We start from the raw sequence: 22,542 nt of genomic DNA, 5'->3' as shown, positions 1-22,542 counted from the left end.
TCATTATGTGCTCTATTGTTTGAAAATGTTTTCTCATGTACAAATAGAACCATGACGCGAACCACGATGACCAGGCTGGCCGACGGCCGGGAGATCCTCTACTTTGACGACGCGGGGTCCGCCGAGCGCCCCGCGGAATCCCTGGTGGACCACCGGGATCTGCCTGCCCGCCCCGAGCCCGGCCAGCTGCGCTTCGATGCGCTCAGCCGGGAATGGGTGGCCGTCGCCGCGCACCGGCAGTCGCGCACCCACCTGCCGCCGGCGGACCAGTGCCCCATCTGCCCGACGACGCCGGCCAACCAGACAGAAATTCCGGCGCCGGACTACGACGTGGCCGTCTTCGAAAACCGGTTCCCCTCGCTCGGCCCGGACACGAGCGAGATCCCCTCGGCACCGGCCTGGGGGACCACGGCACCCGCGGTGGGACGCTGCGAAGTGGTGGCCTTCACCCCCGAACACACCGGATCCTTTGCCGAACTTGGCTGGCGGCGCACCCGGACGGTGGTCGACGCCTGGGCCCAGCGGACCGAGGCCCTCAGCGCCCTGCCCGGCATCCAGCAGGTCTTCCCGTTTGAAAACCGCGGACCGGAAATCGGCGTCACCCTGCACCATCCGCACGGGCAGATCTACGCCTACCCCTACGTGACGCCCCGCGCCGCGGTCCTGGCCGCCGCGGCCGGCGAGTATTTCGACAACTCGGGCGGCACGGCAACGCTCACCTCATCCCTGCTCCAGGCAGAACGCAGCGACGGCAGCCGGATGGTGCTCGAAGGCGAACACTTCAGCGCCTACGTCCCCTTCGCCGCCCGCTGGCCGCTGGAAGTCCACCTCGTCCCGCACCGCCAGGTTCCGGACCTGGCCGCCCTGAACGGGGCGGAACGCGATGAACTGGCGGATCTCTACCCCGAACTGCTCAAGCGCTTCGACGCCCTGTACCCGACGCCCACCCCGTACATCGCGGCCTGGCACCAGGCTCCGCTGGACCCGGCCCTGCGCCGCGCCGGTCAGCTGCATCTCCAGCTGACCTCGCCCCGCCGCGCCGCGGACAAGCTCAAGTACCTGGCCGGCTCCGAGGCCGCCATGGGCGCCTTCATCAACGACACCACCCCCGAATCCGTCGCGGCCCGGCTGCGCGAAGTGGCCGGCGAGCGGGCCGGCGTCGCGAGCCCCGCAACCCTCGCTCCCGCCACTCTGGCCCCGGAAGGCGCCCCCGCATGAACCCGACAACACGCACCGACGCCCAAGCCGGCAGCCTGGCGGACCGCTTCGAGGCCACCTTCGGCGCAGCCCCGCACGGCGTCTGGGCCGCCCCCGGCCGGGTCAACCTGATCGGCGAGCACACCGACTACAACGAGGGCTTCGTGCTGCCCTTCGCCATCGACAAACGCGCCAGGACTGCGGTCCGGCTCCGCAGCGATTCCGTCCGCAAGGACAGCACTATCCGGCTGCTGTCCACTTTCGGCGACCAGGAGCTCGTCGAGGCCGACGCGGCCGCCCTGATACCGGGCACCGTCACGGGCTGGGCAAAATACCCGCTGGGTGTGGTCTGGGCCCTGCAGCAGCACGGCATCGAGATCCCCGGCTTCGACCTCCTGCTCGACTCCGATGTGCCGCTCGGGGCCGGGTTGTCCTCCTCGCACTCGATTGAATGCGCCGTCATCACGGCCCTCAACGAGCTCACCGGGGCCGAGCTTTCGGCTGAGGAAATGGTCCGGCTGACCCAGCATGCGGAAAACGCGTTCGTCGGCGCACCGACCGGCATCATGGACCAGTCGGCGTCCCTGCACGGGGCCACCGGCCATGCCGTTTTCCTCGACTGCCGGGACCAGGCCGTGGAACTCGTACCCTTCGAGACCCCGGAAGCCGGGCTCGTGCTGCTGGTCATCGACACCAAAGTCTCGCATTCCCACGCCGACGGCGGCTACGCTTCCCGGCGCGCGTCCTGCGAGCTCGGCGCCGACGTCCTGGGCGCCAAGGCCCTGCGTGATGTCGCCGTCGAGGACCTCGAGGAGGCCAGCGGGCTGCTCGATCCGGTGACCTTCCGGCGGGTCCGCCACATCGTCACCGAAAACGACCGCGTGCTGCGGACCGTGGACGTCCTGCGGACCCAGGGGCCGGCGCACATCGGCAGCCTCCTCGATGCCAGCCACGTCTCCATGCGGGACGATTTCGAGATCTCCTGCCCGGAACTCGACCTCGCCGTGGACACTGCCCGTGCCCACGGTGCCATCGGTGCCCGGATGACCGGCGGCGGCTTCGGCGGCTCGGCCATCGCCCTGACCCCGGTGCAGGACGAGCAGCAGGTCCGGGACGCCGTCCTCCGGGCGTTTGCCGACGCAGGGTTCACCCGGCCGGACATCTTCACCGTCACGCCGGCGGCAGGGGCGGAACGCATCGCATGAGAATTCTGGTTACTGGCGGCACCGGTTACATCGGTTCGCACGGCGAGCACAACCCCAGCCCGTACCTGGAAAAGATGGAGATCGGCGCGAACAACCCCTACGGCCGGACCAAGGAACAGGTCGAGGACATCCTCGCGGACCTCGGCGCCGCGGACCTGCGCTGGCACATCGCGCTGCTGCGCTACTTCAACCCGGTCGGCGCGCACCCCTCCGGCCGGATCGGCGAGGACCCGCAGGGCATCCCGAACAAAGAAGACCCTCGGCGCCGTCGCTGCCGCCGCAGCCATCGCCCTCTCCCTGTCCGCCTGCGGCGGGTCCGGCCCGGCATCCACCGAGTCCAAGGGCGAAATCAACTACTGGCTCTGGGACGCCAACTAGCTCCCGGCCTACCAGCAGTGCGCGGACGATTTCACCAAGGCCAACCCGCGAAGTACCCCGAGTACGCCGCGAAGAAGCAGCTGCTCGCCCTTGATTCCCCGCCCGAACCTGCGGCTGGTCCTCAACGGGGATGAGGATGTGGGCAGCCCGTCGTCAAGGCCGGTCATCGAGGCTGAAGTGGTCCGCGGCGCCGCCGTCCTCGTGTTTGAAGCCAGCGTGGGGGGAGCCCTGAAGACCGCCCGGAAGGGCGTGGGCATCTTCCAGGTCAAAGCCACCGGACAGGAGGCGCATGCCTGACTTGACCCGGAAGCGGGCGCCAGCGCCATCGATGAAATCGCCCGCGTGATCGCACAGCTGCACGGTGAAACGGACCTCGAAAAGGGGGAGGGACCCGGACGGACGTCAATGCCGGCTCCGCGACAGCAGACATCGACGTCCGGGTCTCCTCCGAAACGGAGGTGCAGCGCATCAACGCGGTGCTGGACGGTTTGACGGCACGCAATCCCAGCGCCACCCCGGGCGTCAGCGGCGACTGGAACCGGCCGGTCATGGCCCGGTCAGCGCAGACGGCACGGCTGTTCGCCAAAGCGGCATACGTGGCCGACCAGCTTGGATTTCCACGCGCCGAGACATCGGTTGGCGGTGCCAGTGACGGCAACTTCGCTGCGGCGCTCGGCCTGCCGGTCCTCGACGGACTGGGTGCAGTCGGCGACGGCGCACACGCCCGGAACGAATGGATCAGCATCGACGGCATGCTCGAGCGGACGTGCCTTGCAGCCGGGCTGCTGACTGCCCTAGCAGAGGCTCCGGAGCGAAGCATCGGCGCTGTCGTGGGAGCGGCTGCCGGGTGAGAAGTCCGACGGCGGGCGGCGGCTCCGCGGAACCGCCGCCCGTCGTCGTCGTCGTGCATCACCACAGGGCCGACAACCTCGTCGGCCAGGACACTTGATGTGGAGAATGGATCGGAATGGATCGCGGAAGATTTGCTGAGCCGCTGAAGCTGCGCGGAGTCGAAATTGCCAACCGGGTCTGGATGTCGCCGATGTGCCAGTACTCTGCCGGTCAGGACGGCGTGCCCACCAACTGGCACCGCGTGCACTATGGTTCCCGGGCCGTCGGCGGCGCGGGAATGATCATGGTGGAGTCCACAGCCGTCGGGCCCCGGCACCGGACGACGCCCAATGACCTCGGCATCTGGAGCGCGGAGCAAGTCGCGGGGCACCGGATGCTTGCCGCCCAGATCAAGGAACTGGGGTCCGTCGCCGCAGTACAGCTCAACAGTGCGGGCCGGAAGAGCTCACACAGGCAGCCCTGGGTCCAGAGCGGGCAGAACAGCGCGGTCCCGGTCCAGGGCGGGGGATGGCTGCCGCTGGCCCCCTCCGCCCGGGCCTTCGGCAAACTGACCACGCCCGTTGAAATGACTGCCGCGGACATTGACGGCGTCGTTTCCGCGTTCGTCGCCGCCACGGTGAACGCCCACCACGCCGGGTACGACGTGGTGGAGATCCATGCGGCCCACGGGTACATGCTCCATCAGTTCCTGTCCCCGGTTTCGAACGCCCGCCAGGACGAGCACGGCGGACCGCTGGAGAGCCGGATGCGACTCCCCTTGCGGGTCGCGAAGGCCGTGCGTGAGGCCTTCCCGCCGGAGAAACCCGTGTTTGTCCGGATGACCGCAACGGGCTGGATCGAGGGCGGCATCAGCCTTGACGAGGCAAAGGTGTTTGCGCAGCGCCTGGGCCGGTTGGGGATCGATCTGCTCGACGTGACATCCGGGGCCCTGGCTGCGGACGCCCCGCCGCCGAACAGGAAGGGCCTGAACCTGGATTTCGCGGAATCGCTCAAGGAAGCCGCGGGAATCGCCGTGGCCCCGGTGGGGCAAATGGCGGACCCTGACCTGCTCCGGACCGTCTTCGAGACATCCAGCGTCGATGCCGTGATCGTCGGAAGGGCGCTGCTGCTCGACCCCTACTATGCGCTCCGACTGGCTGGCGGCCGGCCGAAGGAATACTGGCCGAGTCAGTACCACCGCGCCCTGTAATTCCAGCCAATCGATGCGACTCTTCAGTTGTTCACGGCGGCGTAGACGTTCAGGCTCGCCGAGAACACCAGCCACGAGACGTAGGGCAGCATGAGCAGCCCGGCTGTGGTGCTGATGGGGCCGAAGCGGAGGACCGTGATGATCGCAGCCACGGCGTGCGCTCCGATCACCAGGAGTCCCAGCCACAAGGCGGCGGTCCCCAGCATCGGGTACATGCCGAAGAACGCCAGCGGCCACGCCAGGTTCAGCACGAGCAGGAGCCCGTACACGGTGAGCGCATCCCGCCGGGGGAGCGACCGCTGGCGCCACACGAGCCACGCTGCCACGGCCATCGCCGCGTACAGTACTGCCCAGACCGAGCCGAACATCCACCCCGGCGGTGTCCACGGCGCCTTGTCCGCGGCGGCGTACCAGCCGTTGCTGTTCAGGATGATCGGAACGGAGCCCAGCGCCGACACGGCCCAGGACAACGCCAGGAAGCCGAGCAACGCGGCCAGCTGCCGCGGCCACGGGCGTCTGGCCGGGCGCGACGAGCCCGGGACGCTTAGTTCAACATTCTCTTGCACTGACCCACCTTGGTCGAGCCTGGGCGGTCCGTCAAACTGCGACGGCGGGATCTCCCGCCGCCGCGGTTCCAGTCAGGCCTGCGGGAGCCGCAACACGTCCATGGCCGCCAGCAGATACGGCGCCGGATCCGGGTCCGTTCCGGCCGCCCATCGTGTCCACGCTTCAAAGGTGGCCCCGATGTACGCGGCACACAGGTATCCGGCGGTGCCTTCCTCGACGCCGGCGGCCGTGAGGTGGAGCCGGGCGCGTTCGCGCTGGGGTGCCAGCGAGGCGTAGCTCCGGCTCGCGAGTTCGGGGTGTTCGGCGATCAGGCGCAGGCGTCCGCGCGTCACGGCGAGGTCAGGGATCACCGCCGCCCCGGCGAGGGCGGCCGCCCTCAGCCGGCACAGGACGTCCCCGTCAGCGCCGTGGGGCCGGGAGCCCGCCAGGACAAGCCCGGAGGCCTCCACCACCGGGTCCATCCCGCCCCAGATGAGATCGGCCTTGCTGGCGAAATAGCGGTAGAGGCTTTTCCTGCCGATTCCCGCCTCGCGGGCAATGTCTTCCATCGAGGTCTGCTCGTAGCCGCGTTCGGCGAAGAGCCGCAGCGCGACGCCGGCCACGGCGTCCGGATCGATGGTCACCGGGCGCCCGGTGGCACGTGGAACGGCACGCGTCCGGTCTTCCTCAGGCATCCCACCAGTATCCACCCTTACATAATGACACAGGGTGTCATAAGCTCGCGGGGTCACACTCTCCAACGTTCGGAAGGACATCATGGGCATCGAAGCTGCATGGCAGGAAGCCGCCACCACGGGCCGCTTTGCCGGGAAAAACGTCATCGTCACCGGGGCGGGCTCCGGGATCGGCCAGGCCACGGCCCTGCGCATCGCCAGGGAGGGCGGCAGGGTCATCGCCGCGGACATCAGCAAGGAGCGCCTGGACGCCCTTGTTGCGGACAATGCCGGACTGGACCTGGTTCCGGTGCCCGGGGACATCTCCACCGAGGAGACCGTGGCGGCCGTTGTGGTTGCCGCCGGCGGACGGGTCGACGCCCTCGCGAACGTCGCCGGCATTATGGATAACTTCGCCCCCATCCACGAGGTGGATGACGAGCTGTGGGAGCGGGTCTTCCGGATCAATGTCACCGCCCTCATGCGGCTCACCCGTGCGGTGGTGCCGCTGATGCTGGAGGCGGGCGCCGGCTCCGTGGTCAACGTCGCCTCCGAGGCCGGACTGCGCGGGTCCGCCGCCGGGGCCGCCTACACCGCGTCCAAGCACGCCGTCGTCGGCCTGACCAAGAACTCCGCGGTGATGTACGGGCCGACGGGCCTGCGCTTCAACGCAGTGGCCCCCGGCGCCACCATCACCAATATCGAGGCCACCTGGGGATCGCAGCTCGCGGCCGAACGCCTCGGCCCGCTGATGGGCGCCACCATTCCCGCCCCCGCCACCGCCGCGCAGCTCGCCGCCTCCATCACCTTCCTGCTCAGCGAGGACGGCACCAACGTCAACGGCGCCATCCTCGCCTCCGACGGCGGCTGGTCCGCCCTGTAGCCGGGACCCCTTGACACTCCTCCGCCGCCGTCATATTCTACAACCAAATGGTTGTAGATCAGTTGAGTGATGCCGAAGTCGACCGCCTGTTCCAGGCGCTCGCGGATGTCACCCGCCGGGACATTGTGCGGCGCGTGACGGTGGGGGAGTATTCCGTCTCCGGCCTGGCCGCTCGCTATGCCATGAGCTTTGCCGCCGTCCAGAAGCACGTGGCGGTGTTGGAGCGTGCCTCCCTGGTTACCAAGGAGAAGCGCGGAAGGGAGCAGATCGTGCGGGGCAATCATGACGGCCTGCAAAAAGCCCGGCGGCTGCTCGATGAGTACGAGGCGATCTGGCGGCAGCGTGCCGAGCAGATTGCAGACATTCTCGCTGAAGGATAGGAAGGGTTCCGCAATGACTGTTGTCAGTTCCACCAAGAATCTTGAAGCACTCAGCTTCACCCTCGTCACCGAATTCGACGCTGACGTCAAGCGCGTCTGGCAGGTCTGGGAGGACCCGCGGCTGCTGGAGCGCTGGTGGGGGCCGCCGACCTGGCCGGCCACCTTCGAGCAATTCGACTTCCAGCGTGGCGGGAAGGCGGCCTATTACATGACCGGCCCCGACGGTACGAAGGCACGAGGCTGGTGGCGCATCACAGCCATCCAGGCTCCGAACCAGCTGGAGTTCGACGACGGCTTTGCCGACGGGAACGGCGACCATGTCGAGGCGATGGGCATCACGCACGCGACCGTCACGCTCGAAGAGGTCGGCGACCGCACACGGATGACGGTGCTCTCCACGTTCGAGTCGGAAGAACAGATGAACCAGATGGTCGAGATGGGCATGGAGGAGGGCATGAAGGAGGCCGCCGGCCAGATCGACGCCCTCCTCGCGGAGCACTCCAACCCCTGACAGGCCCACTGGGGGCGGCATCCGCCCGACGAGGCGCAACGCGCAGAGGACGACGGCGGGAGCTTCCGCCGTCGTCCTCTCTGCGTGCCGCCGGGGTCCGGAGGAGGTGCGGCAACATGTCCCAGCAGGTACGCGGCGTTCCCGATCCGGGGTTGCCGCCGCTGGTCAGTTCGGCCGATTTCGCCGGCCTTCCGGGGCTGTGCCACCTGGCAGCGGCAGGGGAGACGCCCATGCTCGCCTCCCATGCAGCGCTCTTCAACGAGTTCATGCACGACAAGGCCCTGGGGATGGGCGGGCGGGAACGCATCTACGCGAAGGTTTCGCGGACCGCCGACTCGCTGGCGGCCCTGCTCGGCTGCCGGCCGTCCGAGCTGGGATTCCCCCAAAACGTGGCGCAGGCCGTGAACATGGTGGCGCGCAGCATCGACGTTCCCGGCGGCAACGTCGTCATGCCGCAGTGGGAATACCCGTCCGACATGTATCCGTGGCGGACCGGCACGGCCATGGAAATCCGTCTGGTCCGGAGCCCGGACCATCTGATGGATCCCCAGAGGTTCGCCGACGCTGTGGACAGTTCGACCCGGGCGATCGTGACCAGCCTGGTCTCCTACTACACCGGCGAGCTGATCGATCTGCAGGAATACCGCGCGATTGCCGACTCCTGCGGCGCGGTGCCGATCGTGGACGTCTCCCAGGCCCTGGGCGTTGCGGGTTTCGACGTTTCGCTGGCTGACTTCGCCGTAGCGTGCGGGTACAAGTGGGCCCTGGGCACGCACGGCGCAGGGATCGCGTACTGCAACGCTGCCCGGCAGCCTGGCTGGCAGCCGCGGGAATCCGGCTGGACCTCTGCGGTGTGGGTGGATGCGGACGTCCGGGACACCTCGGTTACACCGGTCCGGGACGGGCGGCGCTTCGAGCTCGGAAACCCCGCCGCGCTGTGCGTGCAGATCCTTGGAGCCGGCATCGACTACCTGCGCGCCAGCGGACTGGCCAGGATCGAGGCCCATGTGCGGGCACTGACTGACGTCTTGTGGACTGAGCTCGACGCCCTGGGGATGCGGATGCTCACCCCCGCCGACCCCGCCAGGCGGGCGGGAATCGTCGCGTTCGAGGTCGACGACGAAGGCGTGTGGCGCCGCGGCCTCGAAGCCCACGGGGTGCTCGCCTGGACCGGGGACAAACGGGTGCGGATTTCGCCCCACCTGTACAACGGGATGGCGGACATCCGGCAGGCCATCGAGGCCGTCGGGGCGGTCCGGAAAACGGTCAGGTAATGGGATCCGCCTGAGTGGCTGACTTCCGGCGGAGCACGGCGGGCACCGTGCCTCAATCAGTAAGCCGGCAGGGACGGCCATCTGTGCGTGAGCCGGCGTCGAATTCCTGTCATGAACGAATACAGCCCGGCGGCGCAGGAGCGGGTACGGGACGCCGCCTACGACGCACTTGAAAACGTCCTCAACAGCATGTTCGCGCCCCTCGGCCGGCATGCCCTCGCCGCACGGTGGAACCAGGCCTGCGAAGCGATGGCGAAACACCTCGAAGCGCAGGACACCGGCGAAGACTGATCCGATCTGATCGGGGCACGTTTCACGACAAAGCGCCCCCCCATCGGTAGTTGCCGTCCGCAGCGATCAAGACGGCAACTACCGCGAGCTACCTCGGCGGTGATCCAGGATTCACCCGGGCAGTACAACTAGATGACGGCTGCAGCAGACGCCTGCACGGGCCGCTGGGCAGGCAGGTAGTCGAACAATTGCCGCAGACCGAAGGACCTTCCGGCAGCTCTTCCGCGGCGCCCACGCGGTTGACCAGGGCCCGAGATGGCGGCTGCGGATCGTCGCAACGTCGCCCATATGGTGGGTGAAACCCTGGCCCGGCTCGTCCCTGTCCCGGGTCGGGGCGAACAGGGTGCCTGTAAACAACGCGAAACCGTCCGGGTACTGATGGTGCTTCCCGAACGTTGCTGCCACGAGTTCTTCGAACGGCCGGCTGATCCTGGCCACGGAGCTGCGGCCCTCCAGCGAATAGCCGTCCTGGCCCTCGACACGCAGCAGGAACTCCTCCTGGCGCAGTGTTTCCAGACTGAACCCGTCGTCGAACAGCCGGATCAGCGGGCCCAAGGCGCCGGACGCATTGTTGGACGTGCCGGGGAAGGTCGCCGCGGGCAGCTGCCAGGTGACTGGCGGCTGCCTCCAACATGTGCGACAGGTCGTTTGCGACCGCAACGAAGGTGAATCCCTCCTCCAGGCGGCGGGCAGCGTCCTCGCCGCTGCCGACCTAGATGCCGCTCGCAATCCCTGCCGCGTCGGCAGCAGCCCGGATGCGTACGAGAGCCGCCTCGAAGGCGGCGGCCGCATCGGGATCGCCGGGGAACCTGGCACCCACAGCCAACGACAGATCGACGGGGCCGACGAACACGGCATCGACCCCGCTGACCGCGCTGAGTTCCTCGACCCCGGCCAGTCCTTGCACGGTTTCGATCATGACGATCCGCAGTATCTGCCCATCCCTTTGGGACAGTTCCCTACCGTCCGAGGGCTGCGTCCGCATGGGGCCGAAGGACCGGTTGCCGCGGGGCGGGTACATCGACGCCCGCACGATTTCCGTTGCCTCGGCCGCGGTGTCGACCATCGGGACGATGATCCCGGACGCGCCGGCGTCGAGCGCCTGCCCGATGTACTCGGCACGCGCCGCCGGGACCCGGACGAAGCCGGCGGTGCCCGTTCCGCGGAGCGGACCGAGACCCGCCAGCCAGCCGCGGAAATCCGTGGCACCGTGCTGTCCGTCCAGGACGATGAAGTCGTAACCGACGCCGGCGAGCTTCTCCGCCGCCAGCGCCGAGTCCAGCACGGACCAGTAACCCACGGTCCGCTCCCGATCCCGGAGTTTGTGCACAGTTGCTTCGCTCATTGGCGGTTTCCCTTTCCCGGGCCATTCAGTTGCGGGCGATCTGCTCGTTGATTCTTGACGCTACTGCCTCGGGGTGTTCAGCGGATACGATCCATTTCCGGGTCTTGGTTTCCAGGGCAACGGCACGGCCGCCGGCGAGCGCACCCCGGGTGTTGGCGCCCACGGCCCGGGCTCCGTACCCGTCGGCCAGGGTCGTTTCTGATGTCTTTGAGGCCGCCAGGATGCCGGACAGGCGGATCTTCGACGTGTAGAACGGCCTGCAGCGAATGACCACATGTCCGGCGACGACGTCGATGCGCACGCGCATGCCGAGGACCACCCAGGTGAGCGCGATGACCCCCGCGCTGATGATCAGCCCCGGCCCCGGGATGTTGCCGGCGATGATCGCATCGCCCGGCCGAATTCGCCGGAAAGCTGCCCGTTCGCCGGAATATTCCAGCGAACTCGCAGGTTTCCGGCGAATTCGCGCTTCGGGAGGAGCCGACATTCCGGCATGCTCCCGGAGGGGCCGAGGGGTTGCCCTCAACTGTCCATAACCGTTGCAGTCCGGCCCGCCCGCGGGGCAGCATCGAGACATGACAAAATACCTCATCTCCTTCCCGAGCGAAGCCATGGTGCTCACCGACGAGGAGTTTCCGATCGTCTCCGCCGAATCCCATGCTGTGATCGAGGAGGCGAAGGCTGCCGGCGTCTACGTATTCGGCGGTGGGATCGAGGAGGAAGTCGATCCCGTGCTGGTCTCAGCCGACGGGTCGGTGAGCACCGGGATCTATCCGGGCTCCGAACTCAAGGGCGGGTTCACCGTGCTGGAGCTGCCGACGCGCGAGGACGCGGTCGAGTGGGCGAGGAAGATCGCGGTGGCCTGCCGTTGCTCGCAGGAGCTCCGCGAGTTCATGTACGACCCGCAGAGCTAGCCGTACTCAGCTAGGCGCCGGTTTCAGGCTGGTCGGCGTCGAAGCCGGCCAGCAGGCGCCGGGACGCCGTATTCATGTGCGAGTGCATCGCCGCCGTGACGGCAGCCTCGTCGTGTGACTCCAGTGCGCGGAAAATCTCCCAGTGTTCGGCGAGCGCTGCCGCAGCGTGGCCCTTCTCCGTCAGTGCCCGGTCCACCCAGATCCGCAGCAGCGAGCGGATGCTCTGGAGGAGTTCCTTGAGGACCTGGTTGCCCGAGCTGGAGGCGATCTCCCGGTGGAAGGCGGCGTCGGCCTCCACAAAGGCACCCAGATCGTCGAGGCTGTGCTCCATCGTGGCAAGGTTGCCGCGCATGCGCTCCAGCGCCTCGTCGGTGATCCGCAGGGCCGCGAGCTGGCAGGCCTGAACCTCGAGGCCGCCGCGGAGTTCCACCAGTTCGCGGGTGCGCGGGGCGCCAAGCATGAGGCCCCAGCTGAGGGTGCGGGGCAGCAATTCGGAAATGCCGTCGCGAAGGTACGTTCCGGAGCCGGGCCGGACAATGACGATACCCAGGATCTCCAGGGCGGCCAGCGCCTCCCGGACCGCCGAGCGGCCGACTCCGAGAGAGGCGGCGAGCTGGCGCTCCGCCGGCAGGCGGGTCCCGACGGCGATCTCCCCGCTCGTGAAATAAGCCAGCAGGCGTTCCGCGACCTCAGACACCACCGAGCCCTGTTCCATGGAACCGAGGGCAGCACTGATTTTGGCCGTCGAAGCGGCGGAGTTAGCGGACACACTCAAAGCCTAACAACGGGAGCCTGCGGCAGAGAGCAGGAGCAGCTTCAGAAATAAACATGTCAACCGGTTGACCAATTTACCGTTCGGTCTTATGGTGTTAATCACACGCTTAGTGCCGGCCGTGCCAGCTTTCCCGAACTAGGCAATGAGACACATCCCGAGGCATCCAATGCAGGAAGCCGCCGGGAGACCAACATCTAGGAGTCAATGTGGACACCACACAATCAGTGGTCGAAAGATCTGCAATCAGGAAAGTGTCAATGCGGCTGGTGCCGTTTGTCGCCCTCATGTTCTTCATCAACTATCTGGACCGCACGGCCATCTCCTTCGCCGGCCCCAACGGCATGAACGCGGACCTCGGCCTCTCAGCAGCCCAATTCGGCTTCGCCTCCGGCGTCTTCTTCATCGGCTACATCCTGCTGGAAATCCCCAGCAACCTGGCCCTGCACAAGTTCGGCGCCCGCCGCTGGCTCGCCCGCATCATGGTCAGCTGGGGCATCGTCTCCCTGCTGTTCACCTGGGTCAGCAGCGTGGAGCAGCTTTACACCCTGCGCTTCATCCTGGGTGTGGCCGAAGCCGGGTTCTTCCCCGGCGCCATCCTCTTCCTCAGCCTCTGGGTGCCTTCCCGTCACCGCAGCAAGATCCTGGCCCTCTTCTACCTGGCCCAGCCGCTGACCACCGTCATCGGAGCACCGCTGGCCGGCCTCCTCATCCAGCAACACGGACTCTTCGGCCTCGAGGGCTGGCGCGTCATGTACCTGGGAGTGTCCATTCCGGCCATCATCGTCGGCATCATCGCCTGGTTCTACCTCGCCGACTCCCCGGCCAAGGCCAAATGGCTCAGCCCGGACGAGAAGACCTGGCTGACCCACGCCCTGGAGAAGGAAAAGAAGGAAACCTCGGCGAGCAACCAGCACGTCAGCGTCCGCACGGTCTTCTCCAACGGCAAGGTCTGGATGCTGTCCGCCATCTACTTCGGCTTCATCTACGGCCTGTACGCGCTGGCGTTCTTCCTGCCCACCATCATCGCCGGCTTCGAAGGTCAATACGGCACCAAGTTCGACGTCTTCCAGAAGGGCCTCATCACCGCCATCCCGTACCTGCCCGCGGCCCTTGCGCTGTACTTCTGGTCCAAGGACGCCACGAAGCGCGGCGTCAAGACCTGGCACATCGCCCTGCCTGCCCTGGTCGGCGGCCTGAGCATCCCGCTGGCCCTGTTCGCCGGGTCGCCGGCCGCGACCATCGCCGTCATCACTGTCACGGCCATGGCCATCTTCGCCGCACTGCCCAACTTCTGGACGGTCCCCACTCAGTTCCTCACCGGCGCCGCAGCCGCGGCCGGCATCGCCCTGATCAACACGGTGGGCAACCTGGCCGGCTTCAGCGCCGGCTACGTTACCGGCTGGCTGAAGGACTGGACCGGCGGCTACACCGTCCCGATGTTCGTCGTCGGCGGCTTCATGCTCCTCTCCGCCATCCTCATGGTGATCCTGAGCCGCTCCGGCAAGGTCAGCGAAGGAGTTCCGGCCGAAGCCCTGGACCCGGCCGGAGCCGGACACCACTCCGAGCCCTAACAGACCCGGGGACGTCCCCCTCACCCGGGGACGTCCCCGCACCAATCCGCACCGGCCGGCACATGCAGACCCCGCCGCAGTCACGTCCGCCGCCGCCGCCGCCACCGCCGGCGCCTCCACGAACAATTTCCCCCAGCTAGCCTCTATACTTCCGGGAGACACCGCATGACCCGCCTGTTCAATGAACCTTCGGCCTTCGCTGACGAAATGATCGAGGGCTTTGTTGCCTCCCACAGCCGCTGGGTCATGCGCGTCTCCGGAGGTGTCGTCCGCAACACCCGCAGCGCACCCGGCACCGTTGCACTGGTGATCGGCGGCGGCTCCGGCCACTACCCGGCCTTTGCCGGCCTGGTGGGACAGGGCCTGGCCCACGGCGCCGCGATGGGCAACCTGTTCGCCTCACCCTCGGCGCAACAGGTCTACACCGTGGCCAAGGCGGCTGACAACGGCGCCGGAGTCCTGTTGGGATACGGCAACTACGCCGGTGACGTCCTGCACTTCAACCAGGCCCAGGAACGGCTCCGCAACGAGGGCATCGACTGCCGGAGCATCGCGGTCACGGACGATGTCTCCTCCGCTCCGCTGGCCGAACGGGCCAAGCGCCGGGGCATCGCCGGCGACCTGACGGTCTTCAAGGTGGCTGCCGCGGCCGCGGAGGCCGGCTACTCCATGGACGCGATCATGGACATTGCCGATCGCGCCAACCACCGGACCCGCTCCTTCGGTGTTGCCTTCACCGGCTGCACCCTGCCCGGCGCCGACCACCCGCTCTTCTCCGTCCCGGAGGGCCGCATGGCTGTCGGTATGGGCATCCACGGCGAGCCCGGCATCGGGGAAACGGACATCCCGACGGCGGATGAACTCGCCGAACTGCTCGTCGCCAAGCTCCTCACCGAAATCCCCGAATTTCCCGAAGGCCTCGCCGCCGATGGCACCCCGCGCCGCGTGGTCCCCATCCTCAACGGCCTGGGCAGCGTCAAATACGAGGAACTCTTCGTCGTCTACCGCCGCGTCGCCCAGCTCCTGGCCGAAGCGGGCCTGGACGCCGTGGACCCGCAGGTGGGCGAACTGGTCACCAGCTTCGACATGGCCGGAACCTCGCTGACGCTCTTCTGGCTCGACGACGAACTGGAAACCCTCTGGAATGCCCCGGCCGACGCCCCGGCCTTCCGCCGCGGCGCCGTCACGGCGGAGGCGCTGGAAACGCCTGCCGGCGGAACAGGCGGCGAGCCCGCCGACGTCGAACTGTCCATCCCGGAGGCCACCGCGGAATCCCGTGCCGGAGCCGTCCGTGTGCTCGCCGTTCTGGGCGCTGCGAAGACCGTTGTGGACGCCAACGCCGACGAGCTCGGCCGGATCGATGCCATCGCCGGCGACGGCGACCACGGCATCGGCATGGAACGCGGAGTCGGAGCGGCCGTCGCCGCCGCCGCGGACGCAGTCGCCCGCGGGGCAGGAGCCGCCACGACCCTCCACCTGGCAGGCGACGCCTGGGCGGACAAAGCCGGCGGCACCTCCGGTGCCCTGTGGGGCATGGCGCTGCGGGCGGTCGGCGACGCCCTTGGCGACGCCAAGACCCCGGATGCCCGGGCTGTGGCCGACGGCGTGGCCGGCGCCGCAGCCGCGATCATGGAATTCGGCAAGGCAAAACCCGGCGACAAGACACTGGTGGACGTACTGGTCCCGTTCCGCGACTCCCTCAGCGCAGGCGTCGACGCCGGCAGGTCCATCGGGGACGCCTGGGGCGCGGCAGCCAGCGTGGCCGAGCAGGCGGCCAAAGACACCGCCCAGCTGCTGCCGCTCATGGGACGCGCACGTCCCCATGCCGAGAAGAGCCTCGGCACCCCCGACGCCGGTGCCGTCTCCATGGCGCTGATCGTACGAGCAATTCACACCACCCTCACCGGGGGCACCCCCGCCGAGAACAACGAAGTCAAGGAGAACGCATGAGCGCCAAACTGCGCCTGGTCATCGGAGCCGACGACGCCGGATTCGACTACAAAGAGGCACTCAAGGCCGACCTCGAGGCCAGCGACCTCGTCGAATCCGTCCACGACGTGGGTGTGGACGCCGCCAGCCACACCCCCTACCCCTCAGTGGCCATCGCGGCGGCCGAACTGATTGCCGCCGGCAAGGCGGACCGCGCACTGCTGGTCTGCGGGACCGGGCTGGGCGTCGCAATCGCCGCGAACAAGGTCCCCGGCATCCGGGCCGTCACAGCCCACGACAGCTACTCCGTGGAACGCTCGATCCTCAGCAACAACGCCCAGGTGCTCACCTTCGGCCAGCGTGTTGTAGGCCTGGAACTTGCCCGCCGGCTCGCCCGCGAATGGCTTACGTACACGTTCGACGAGGCCTCCGCCTCGGCCGAAAAGGTCACACTGATTAAGGACTATGAAGGTGTCACTTCCCGCTAAGCGCAGCGCCGCCTCCGCCACCGTGACGCCCAGGGCCACCATCGGCGTCAGCCTCAAGATGTACCTCGGCTACGAACACACGCTGCAATGGTGCCGGGAGGTGGCCGAAATCGCTTCGGCACACCCCGCGGTCCGGAGCGGCGGCATCGAACTGTTCGCCCTGCCCGCCCATCCGGTGCTCGCCGAAGCGGCACGGATCCTGGGCCCGGCCGGTGCCGCCACCGGAGCCCAGGACATCTTCTGGGAGGACGAGGGCGCCTTCACCGGGGAAGTCGGCGGCAAGATCATCGCCGAGGTCGGCGGCCGGTACGCGGAAGTCGGCCATGCCGAGAGGCGCCGCATCTTCGGCGAGGATGACGACGTCATCGGGCTCAAGGCTGCCGCCGCCTACCGTAACGGGCTCACGCCGGTCCTGTGCGTCGGGGAACCCGGCCGCGGGACGGCAGCGGACGCCGTCCGGCACTGCATCCGCGAGATTGATGGCGTGCTGAACCGGGCCGATAGCCTTGGCCAGTCCGGACGGACAATCGTCGCCTACGAACCGCAATGGGCCATCGGCGCGGCCGAACCGGCCACGCCGTCGTTCATCAGCGACGTCATCCGCGGCTTGGAGGCGCACCTCCGCAGCCGGCCTGGGCAGTCCGACAGCCCGGTCATCTACGGCGGCAGCGCCGGACCCGGCCTCATCGGACAGCTGGACTCCGCTGTGGCCGGGCTCTTCCTGGGCCGCTTCGCCCACGACCCGGCCGCACTCAGGACCATCCTGGACGAAACAGCCGAACGGCTGGGACTCCTGGCCAGGACAGGGGCGAGAGCATGAGCACCATCGGACTGAGCAGCTACGCCTTCTTCTGGCAGCTCTCGGAAAAGGTTTCGGAACCCCTCAGCCTCCACGAGGCACTGCAGCGCACGGCGGCCCTCGGCGTGGACCTGTTCCAGATCTGCGACTACGCACCGCTCGAATCCATGGGCGAAGTGGAACTCACAGACATCCGGGCCACCGCCGACTCCCTGGGAATCGCTCTGGAAATTGGCACCAAAGGCATCCGCCCGGACCACCTCCGGAAGTTCCTGCGGATCGCCGGCATCCTCGGCTCGCCGCTGCTGCGGACCATGTTCAACGTTCCGGGCCACACTCCCTCCGCGGAGGAAGCCGCCGCGATCTTCACTGCCGTGCTGCCGGAGTTCGAAGCCGCCGGGGTCAAGATCGCCGTGGAAACCTACGAACAAGTTCCCACGGCCCGGATCCTGGAGGTCATCCGCAGCGTCGGCAGCCCTTATCTGGGTATCTGCAGCGATCCCGCCAATACGGTCGCGGCCCTGGAGCTGCCCCGGGACGTGATTGATGCCGTGGCGCCCTACGTCTTCAACATGCACATCAAAGACTTTGCGTTCAGCCGCAAGGAGGGGTGGGTCGGGTTCACATACTCCGGCGCACCGCTCGGCGAGGGCCTTCTGGACTATGACTACATGGCCGGAAAGCTTCAGCCCAAAGAAAGAAACATCAACCAAATTGTCGAGCACTGGCTGCCTTGGCAGGACTCCGAAGAAGAGACCATCCGCCTCGAAAACCAGTGGACCCAGCAAAGCCTCGATTTCCTAAGGAGCAAGTGAAATGTCAGCAGAACAATTGACCGTCGCCGTCATCGGGGCCGGAGGCAAAATGGGGCTGCGTGTTTCAGCCAACCTCCAGAAGAGCGCCCACACCGTCTTCTACAGCGAGAACTCGCCGGCCGGGCAGGAACGTGTCCGGGCCGAAGGCCGCGAGATCAGCAGCACCGAGGACGCCATCAGGGACGCCGACGTCGTGATCCTCGCTGTCCCGGACACCGTACTGGGCGTCGTTTCCGAGGGTGTGGTTCCGCAGATGAAGTCCGGCGCCATCCTCCTCACCCTTGACCCCGCCGCAGCCTACGCCGGCCTGCTGGCCAAGCGCGACGACGTCGTCCAGGCCGTGGCCCACCCGTGCCACCCGTCAGTGTTCCTGGAACGCACCACCAAGGAGGAATGGGCCGATACCTTCGGCGGCCAGGGCGCGCCCCAGAACGTCGTCGCCGCCATCGACGAGGACGCCTCCGAGGAGACCAAGGCCGCCGCCGAAGCGACCATCAAGGTCATCTACGCGCCCGTGATCGACGTCCACTGGGTCACCGTGAAGCAGCTTGCCATCCTCGAACCCACCCTCGTGGAGACCGTGGCCTGTATGATCGGCACCCTGCTGAACGAGGCGCTCCACGAGACCGTGCACACCGCCGGTGTCCCGGAGGAAGCCGCCAAGGCCATACTTTTCGGCCACGTCCAGATCGCCCTCACCAACGCACTGCGTGGTTCCAACCCGTTCTCCGAGGCCTGCGAGATCGCCATCCAGTACGGCAAGGACACCATCATCAAGGACGACTGGAAGAAGATCTTCGACGACTCCGAGCTGGACAGCGTGATCGCCAAGATGCTCAAGCTAGACGCCGTCAAGCGCTAAGTCATCCGACGCACCACCGACAACGGGCGGGCGGCAACCAGTCACTGGCTGCCGCCCGGCCGGACGGCCGGGCAGTTGCCCGTTCGCGACTACGAATGGACCCTACTTTGAACACCGGCACCACCGTCAGCGCGCGCCGCAGCGGACCCTCCTCCGAAGAACTGTCATGGACCAGCTTGGATCAGCGTGCGGTGGACACCATCCGTGTTCTCGCTGCGGATGCCGTGGAGTAGGTCGGTAACGGCCACCCGGGGACCGCGATGAGCCTGACGCCGGCCGCTTACCTTCTCTTCCAGAAGCTGATGCGGCACGACCCGAAGAACCCGGACTGGCTGGGCCGGGACCGTTTCGTGCTCTCCCCGGGCCACACCTCCCTGACGCTGTACATCCAGCTGTTCCGCTCCGGCTACGGCCTGGAACTGAGGGACCTTGAGGCGCTGCGGACCTGGGGTTCGCTGACGCCGGGGCACCCGGAGTACAAGCACACCAAGGGTGTGGAGATCACCACCGGCCCGGACGTCCTGGCCCACGCCCGTGAAGCCGTGGACCACGGCGCGGCCGCCCGCACCACCTGGCAGGAGGCCTTCGAGGCCTGGCAGTCCGGGAACCCCGAGGCCGCTGCCCTGCTCGAGCGCGTCGAGGCCCGCAGGCTCCCGGCCGACCTCGATTCCGCCCTGCCGGCCTTCGAGGCCGGCAAGGACGTCTCGACCCGCGCCGCCTCCGGGAAGGTCCTGAACGCGATCGGCCCGGTCATGCCCGAACTCTGGGGCGGCTCCGCGGACCTGGCCGAGTCGAACAACACCACGATCGAGGGGTCGCCCTCGTTCATCCCGGCCTTCCGCTCCACGGCCGCCTGGAAGGGCAACCCCTACGGCCGGGTGCTGCACTTCGGCATCCGCGAACACGCTGCCGCGTCGATCGTGAACGGGATCTCCCTGCACGGGAACACCCGGGCGTTCTCGGGCACGTTCCTGATCTTCAGCGACTACCAGCGCCCCGCGATCCGGCTCGGCGCCCTCATGGGAGTCCCGTCGCTGTATGTCTGGACGCACGACTCGATCGGCCTCGGCGAGGACGGACCGACGCACCAGCCGGTCGAGCAGCTCGCCTCCCTCCGCGCCATCCCGGGCCTGGACGTCGTCCGCCCCGGAGATGCGAAAGAGGTCGCCGCGGCCTGGAAGGTCATGCTCGAGAACCACGAGAACCCCGCCGGGATCGTGCTGACCCGCCAGAACATCCCCACCTACGCCCGCGGCACCGGCGAGGCCGAAGCTGACACCTTCGGGTCCGCCGCCGGCGTCGCGAAGGGCGGCTACGTCCTGGCCGAAGCCTCCGCCAACGGCCGGACCGCCGACGCCCGGGTCATCCTGATCGGCACCGGCTCCGAGGTCCAGCTCGCCGTCGCGGCCCGGACCGCGCTGCAGGCCGAAGGCATCCCGACCCGCGTCATCTCCATGCCCTGCGTGGAGTGGTTCAACAAGCAGGACGCCGCCTACCGCGAAGCGGTCCTCCCGGCCGCCGTCAAGGCGCGGGTATCCGTCGAAGCCGGACTCGCCCTGGGCTGGAAGGAATTCGTCGGCGACGCCGGCCGTTCCGTCTCCCTCGAGCACTACGGCGCCTCCGCGGACTACAAGCGCCTGTTCCAGGAATTCGGCATCACCGCGGAAGCCGTTGCCGCCGCCGCCAAAGAATCCCTCGCCAGCCTCACGGCCTGATCCAAACGCGGGGAAGAGGGCGACGGCGGGATCCTCCCGCCGTCGCCTCTTCTATTTAGTATTTAGCCGGAGAGTTCAGTAGGCTGCCCGGCCGCCTTGCCGGCCGGAATCCCGTTTGGGCTCCTTCCGGGCGCGCAGCGCGTAGACACGCGCCCGTTCGCTCGAGAGGGCAAGGATCAGCAGGATGTCGAGCGTCAGTCCGGGAAGATTGGACTGCAGGGTGATGCCCGGGCCGCCGTTGAGCACATCGAGGACCTGGATGAGGATGGCCGACGCGCTCAGCGCCATTGCCGAGGTCCGTGCCCAGTTCCGCCCCAGGAACACGAACCAGGCGAGCAGCAGTTCCGCCACACCGAACGCGAGCACCACCAGGAGTGACGCCAGCAGCATGCCTTCCGCCTGGCCGACAGTGATGCCGGAACCGCTTTCTGATTGAAGCAGCGGTTCCAGATGTTCCTCCTGGAAGAGGAAGATCGAGAGTGCCAGGAGGCCGGCGGCAACCGCCCGTGCACAGACCAGGGCCGCGCCGACGATCGTGGGGGCGGGACGCTTGCTGCGACTGTCGCTCGGCGGCCCGGCAGCGGCGGGCCCTGCCGGAGTGGTTTTCCGGAGATCGACGATGGGCAGGTCGCCGTCGGTGGAGATCGTGTCGCCGCCGCCGTTGCGTGTGTGATAGCCCGTCGAGAAGTCGCGGATCACCCTGACGGCCGTCGCCGGATCCGCCCGGACGATGCTCGTAACGACGTGGTCGCGTTCGTCGTCGGTCCCCTCGTCGATCTTGTGCGTGATCTGGAGGGTAAAGAGCGAAAAGCCGACGCTGCGGTCGTACGAGCCGGCGGCCAGCCAGTCCGCCGCGAGGCCGCCGGGCAGCAGCCAGCCGGACGGGCAGCGCCAGAACCGCACGTGGTGGCGCTTTCCCGGCGTCCCGTCCACTTCCTGCTCGTAGGCGAAGTCCTGCTGGCGGCCGAACAGGTACAACGGGCTGACCGGTGCATGGAGGTAGCTGCGGTGAAAAAGGGTTGCGGTGCCTATCCTGCGGCTGCTGGCCAGCGTCACGTCATCGGCGAGCATCCAGCCTCCGGCCAGCATCACACCGTGTACCTGCGGTTCTGATCCCAGCAGGGCCACATTGACCGGATCGCCGAGCAGCCCGTCGCTGGTGCGCGCCCTCCCGATGAAGTAGTCCGGGACGTAGATGCGGGTCAGGATACTGTGCAGCCGGGGGAGTACCAGGTACGCGAGGAGTGCCCAGAAAACGAAAAGGAACCAGAGCTGGGCCCAGCCCCACTGGAAGCTCTCCTGCAACAGCAAGGACGTCAGCCAGAGCGCCGAGACGCCGCCGTTGAGGAAAAACACCTTGTCCAGCACCGAGTACGGAATCTCGCCGCTCGCGGCGAGGACCTCAACCTCAACGTCGGGCCTGGTCATGGCGGTCATATTACTAGAGGTCGCCCGCTGACAGACAGGGAGAGTCAGGATGCCGCTGACGGCGGTGGCCGTCAGCGGGTGCGCGGCGCCCTGGCGAGGTTCGCGGTGAGCTCGGCCGCGTTCTGGCGGACGGCGTAGGCCGGGCGGTCCCGTTCCCCACGCCAGCTCCCGGACAGCGGGCCGATGGTGACCGTGTCGAAGCCGAACTCGTCGTAAAGCCTGGCCACGAGCTCGCCGGCCGCCGGGAAATCGCTGGTAGTGGCCAGTGCCCGGCGGTTCGGGGATCCCGCCGGGACCCGCCGGCGCCGATCTGGGTGGACAGGATGTGGTTGAAACCCTTGGCCACCTTGGATCGCGGCAGATGTTCCTGCAGCAGCCCGGAGGTAGTGGCTTCGCCGCGGTCCAGGGCGGGAACGTGGCCGTCACGTTCCCAGTAGTAGTTGTTCGTATCGATCACGATCTTGCCGGCCAGATGATTCCGATCGTTGTCATGTCCGTCCAACGGTCTGCCGGTCCAGGAA

Annotated in this window: 23 protein-coding genes and 4 pseudogenes; 19 read left to right on the top strand and 8 right to left on the bottom strand. The window is 67.7% G+C overall.

Annotation, left to right across the window (positions count from 1 at the left end):
• Positions 1-51: 51 nt before the first annotated feature.
• The 6 genes and pseudogenes from galT (at position 52) to ABIB51_RS05230 (ending at position 4,821) form a co-directional block, all read left to right on the top strand.
• Entirely contained in the window at positions 52-1,218 is a 1,167-nt protein-coding gene (galT, locus tag ABIB51_RS05255) for a galactose-1-phosphate uridylyltransferase (protein WP_354186146.1), read from the top strand.
• On the top strand, positions 1,215-2,402 hold the full coding sequence (gene galK / locus ABIB51_RS05250; RefSeq protein ID WP_354186144.1) for a galactokinase: 1,188 nt from the start codon (positions 1,215-1,217) through the stop codon (positions 2,400-2,402). Before galT ends, galK begins: the two co-directional genes overlap by 4 nt.
• Positions 2,403-2,440: 38 nt before the next feature.
• Positions 2,441-2,662: pseudogene (locus ABIB51_RS23185) on the top strand (NAD-dependent epimerase/dehydratase family protein); the annotation flags it as partial.
• 208 nt (positions 2,663-2,870) lie between these two features.
• Entirely contained in the window at positions 2,871-3,077 is a 207-nt protein-coding gene (locus ABIB51_RS05240) for a hypothetical protein (RefSeq protein WP_354186140.1), read from the top strand.
• A gap of 161 nt (positions 3,078-3,238) precedes the next feature.
• Positions 3,239-3,631 carry a M20/M25/M40 family metallo-hydrolase gene (locus tag ABIB51_RS05235; protein ID WP_354186138.1) on the top strand — a complete coding sequence of 131 codons (393 nt, stop codon included), beginning with the start codon at positions 3,239-3,241 and terminating at the stop codon, positions 3,629-3,631.
• Between the two features lie 116 nt (positions 3,632-3,747).
• A complete protein-coding gene (locus ABIB51_RS05230) occupies positions 3,748-4,821 on the top strand; it encodes an NADH:flavin oxidoreductase/NADH oxidase (protein ID WP_354186136.1) in 1,074 nt (357 codons plus the stop codon).
• A 23-nt stretch (positions 4,822-4,844) separates the two neighbouring features.
• Here the strand turns inward: ABIB51_RS05230 and ABIB51_RS05225 are convergent, their stop codons facing one another.
• Both ABIB51_RS05225 and ABIB51_RS05220 read right to left on the bottom strand, forming a co-directional pair.
• Positions 4,845-5,387: a TspO/MBR family protein gene (locus tag ABIB51_RS05225; protein ID WP_354186134.1), complete on the bottom strand. Its 543-nt coding sequence runs from the start codon at positions 5,385-5,387 to the stop codon at positions 4,845-4,847.
• A 72-nt stretch (positions 5,388-5,459) separates the two neighbouring features.
• Complete coding sequence (locus ABIB51_RS05220; protein ID WP_354186132.1) at positions 5,460-6,062, bottom strand: TetR/AcrR family transcriptional regulator; 603 nt, start codon at positions 6,060-6,062, stop codon at positions 5,460-5,462.
• A gap of 82 nt (positions 6,063-6,144) precedes the next feature.
• Here ABIB51_RS05220 and ABIB51_RS05215 point away from each other — a divergent pair, with 82 nt between their 5' ends.
• From ABIB51_RS05215 to ABIB51_RS05195, 5 genes are all read left to right on the top strand, one after another.
• Positions 6,145-6,924 carry an SDR family NAD(P)-dependent oxidoreductase gene (locus tag ABIB51_RS05215; protein ID WP_354186130.1) on the top strand — a complete coding sequence of 260 codons (780 nt, stop codon included), beginning with the start codon at positions 6,145-6,147 and terminating at the stop codon, positions 6,922-6,924.
• 47 nt (positions 6,925-6,971) lie between these two features.
• Positions 6,972-7,304: an ArsR/SmtB family transcription factor gene (locus ABIB51_RS05210; RefSeq protein ID WP_354186128.1), complete on the top strand. Its 333-nt coding sequence runs from the start codon at positions 6,972-6,974 to the stop codon at positions 7,302-7,304.
• Positions 7,305-7,317: 13 nt separating this feature from the next.
• Entirely contained in the window at positions 7,318-7,815 is a 498-nt protein-coding gene (locus tag ABIB51_RS05205; protein ID WP_354186126.1) for an SRPBCC family protein, read from the top strand.
• Between the two features lie 116 nt (positions 7,816-7,931).
• Positions 7,932-9,089 carry an aminotransferase class V-fold PLP-dependent enzyme gene (locus ABIB51_RS05200; RefSeq protein WP_354186124.1) on the top strand — a complete coding sequence of 386 codons (1,158 nt, stop codon included), beginning with the start codon at positions 7,932-7,934 and terminating at the stop codon, positions 9,087-9,089.
• Positions 9,090-9,200: 111 nt separating this feature from the next.
• The gene (locus ABIB51_RS05195; protein WP_354186122.1) at positions 9,201-9,380 is read left to right on the top strand and encodes a hypothetical protein; all 180 of its coding nucleotides are present in this window, start codon (positions 9,201-9,203) and stop codon (positions 9,378-9,380) included.
• 128 nt (positions 9,381-9,508) lie between these two features.
• On the opposite strand, the pseudogene ABIB51_RS05190 reads toward ABIB51_RS05195, so the two are convergent.
• From ABIB51_RS05190 to ABIB51_RS05180, 3 genes and pseudogenes are all read right to left on the bottom strand, one after another.
• Positions 9,509-9,953, bottom strand: a pseudogene (locus ABIB51_RS05190) (fumarylacetoacetate hydrolase family protein); the annotation flags it as partial.
• Positions 9,954-10,092: 139 nt separating this feature from the next.
• On the bottom strand, positions 10,093-10,725 hold the full coding sequence (locus tag ABIB51_RS05185) for an HpcH/HpaI aldolase family protein (RefSeq protein ID WP_354186120.1): 633 nt from the start codon (positions 10,723-10,725) through the stop codon (positions 10,093-10,095).
• Between the two features lie 25 nt (positions 10,726-10,750).
• Complete coding sequence (locus ABIB51_RS05180; RefSeq protein WP_354186118.1) at positions 10,751-11,212, bottom strand: hypothetical protein; 462 nt, start codon at positions 11,210-11,212, stop codon at positions 10,751-10,753.
• An 88-nt stretch (positions 11,213-11,300) separates the two neighbouring features.
• On the opposite strand from ABIB51_RS05180, the gene ABIB51_RS05175 reads away from it, so the two are divergent.
• Positions 11,301-11,639, top strand: a complete 339-nt coding sequence (locus ABIB51_RS05175) for a YciI family protein (RefSeq protein ID WP_354186116.1) — start codon at positions 11,301-11,303, stop codon at positions 11,637-11,639.
• A gap of 10 nt (positions 11,640-11,649) precedes the next feature.
• Here the strand turns inward: ABIB51_RS05175 and ABIB51_RS05170 are convergent, their stop codons facing one another.
• A complete protein-coding gene (locus ABIB51_RS05170) occupies positions 11,650-12,408 on the bottom strand; it encodes a FadR/GntR family transcriptional regulator (RefSeq protein ID WP_354186114.1) in 759 nt (252 codons plus the stop codon).
• A 263-nt stretch (positions 12,409-12,671) separates the two neighbouring features.
• Between ABIB51_RS05170 and ABIB51_RS05165 the strand changes: the two genes are divergently transcribed.
• From ABIB51_RS05165 to ABIB51_RS05135, 7 genes and pseudogenes are all read left to right on the top strand, one after another.
• Positions 12,672-13,985, top strand: coding sequence for an MFS transporter (locus ABIB51_RS05165; RefSeq protein WP_354186112.1), 1,314 nt, complete (start codon positions 12,672-12,674; stop codon positions 13,983-13,985).
• Positions 13,986-14,150: 165 nt separating this feature from the next.
• Entirely contained in the window at positions 14,151-15,935 is a 1,785-nt protein-coding gene (locus ABIB51_RS05160; protein ID WP_354186110.1) for a dihydroxyacetone kinase family protein, read from the top strand.
• Positions 15,932-16,402, top strand: coding sequence for a ribose-5-phosphate isomerase (locus ABIB51_RS05155; RefSeq protein WP_354186108.1), 471 nt, complete (start codon positions 15,932-15,934; stop codon positions 16,400-16,402). The genes ABIB51_RS05160 and ABIB51_RS05155 overlap by 4 nt, the downstream gene beginning before the upstream one ends.
• Positions 16,386-17,222 carry a triose-phosphate isomerase family protein gene (locus ABIB51_RS05150; RefSeq protein WP_354186106.1) on the top strand — a complete coding sequence of 279 codons (837 nt, stop codon included), beginning with the start codon at positions 16,386-16,388 and terminating at the stop codon, positions 17,220-17,222. Before ABIB51_RS05155 ends, ABIB51_RS05150 begins: the two co-directional genes overlap by 17 nt.
• A complete protein-coding gene (locus ABIB51_RS05145) occupies positions 17,219-18,016 on the top strand; it encodes a sugar phosphate isomerase/epimerase family protein (RefSeq protein ID WP_354186104.1) in 798 nt (265 codons plus the stop codon). Before ABIB51_RS05150 ends, ABIB51_RS05145 begins: the two co-directional genes overlap by 4 nt.
• A gap of 1 nt (position 18,017) precedes the next feature.
• Entirely contained in the window at positions 18,018-18,878 is an 861-nt protein-coding gene (locus ABIB51_RS05140) for a phosphogluconate dehydrogenase C-terminal domain-containing protein (RefSeq protein ID WP_354186102.1), read from the top strand.
• Positions 18,879-18,973: 95 nt separating this feature from the next.
• Positions 18,974-20,593 (top strand): annotated as a pseudogene (locus ABIB51_RS05135) (transketolase family protein).
• Between the two features lie 75 nt (positions 20,594-20,668).
• Here ABIB51_RS05135 and ABIB51_RS05130 read toward each other — a convergent pair.
• Together ABIB51_RS05130 and ABIB51_RS05125 are read right to left on the bottom strand one after the other, a co-directional pair.
• A complete protein-coding gene (locus tag ABIB51_RS05130; protein ID WP_354186100.1) occupies positions 20,669-22,021 on the bottom strand; it encodes an LssY C-terminal domain-containing protein in 1,353 nt (450 codons plus the stop codon).
• Between the two features lie 71 nt (positions 22,022-22,092).
• Positions 22,093-22,493 (bottom strand): annotated as a pseudogene (locus ABIB51_RS05125) (NADPH-dependent F420 reductase); the annotation flags it as partial.
• Positions 22,494-22,542 lie beyond the last annotated feature (49 nt).

The organism is Arthrobacter sp. UYCu712 (genome assembly GCF_040547005.1).
Taxonomy (GTDB): Bacteria; Actinomycetota; Actinomycetes; order Actinomycetales; family Micrococcaceae; genus Arthrobacter.
Note: the sequence above shows the minus strand (reverse complement) of the source record. Positions and strands in the feature narration are given on the sequence as shown.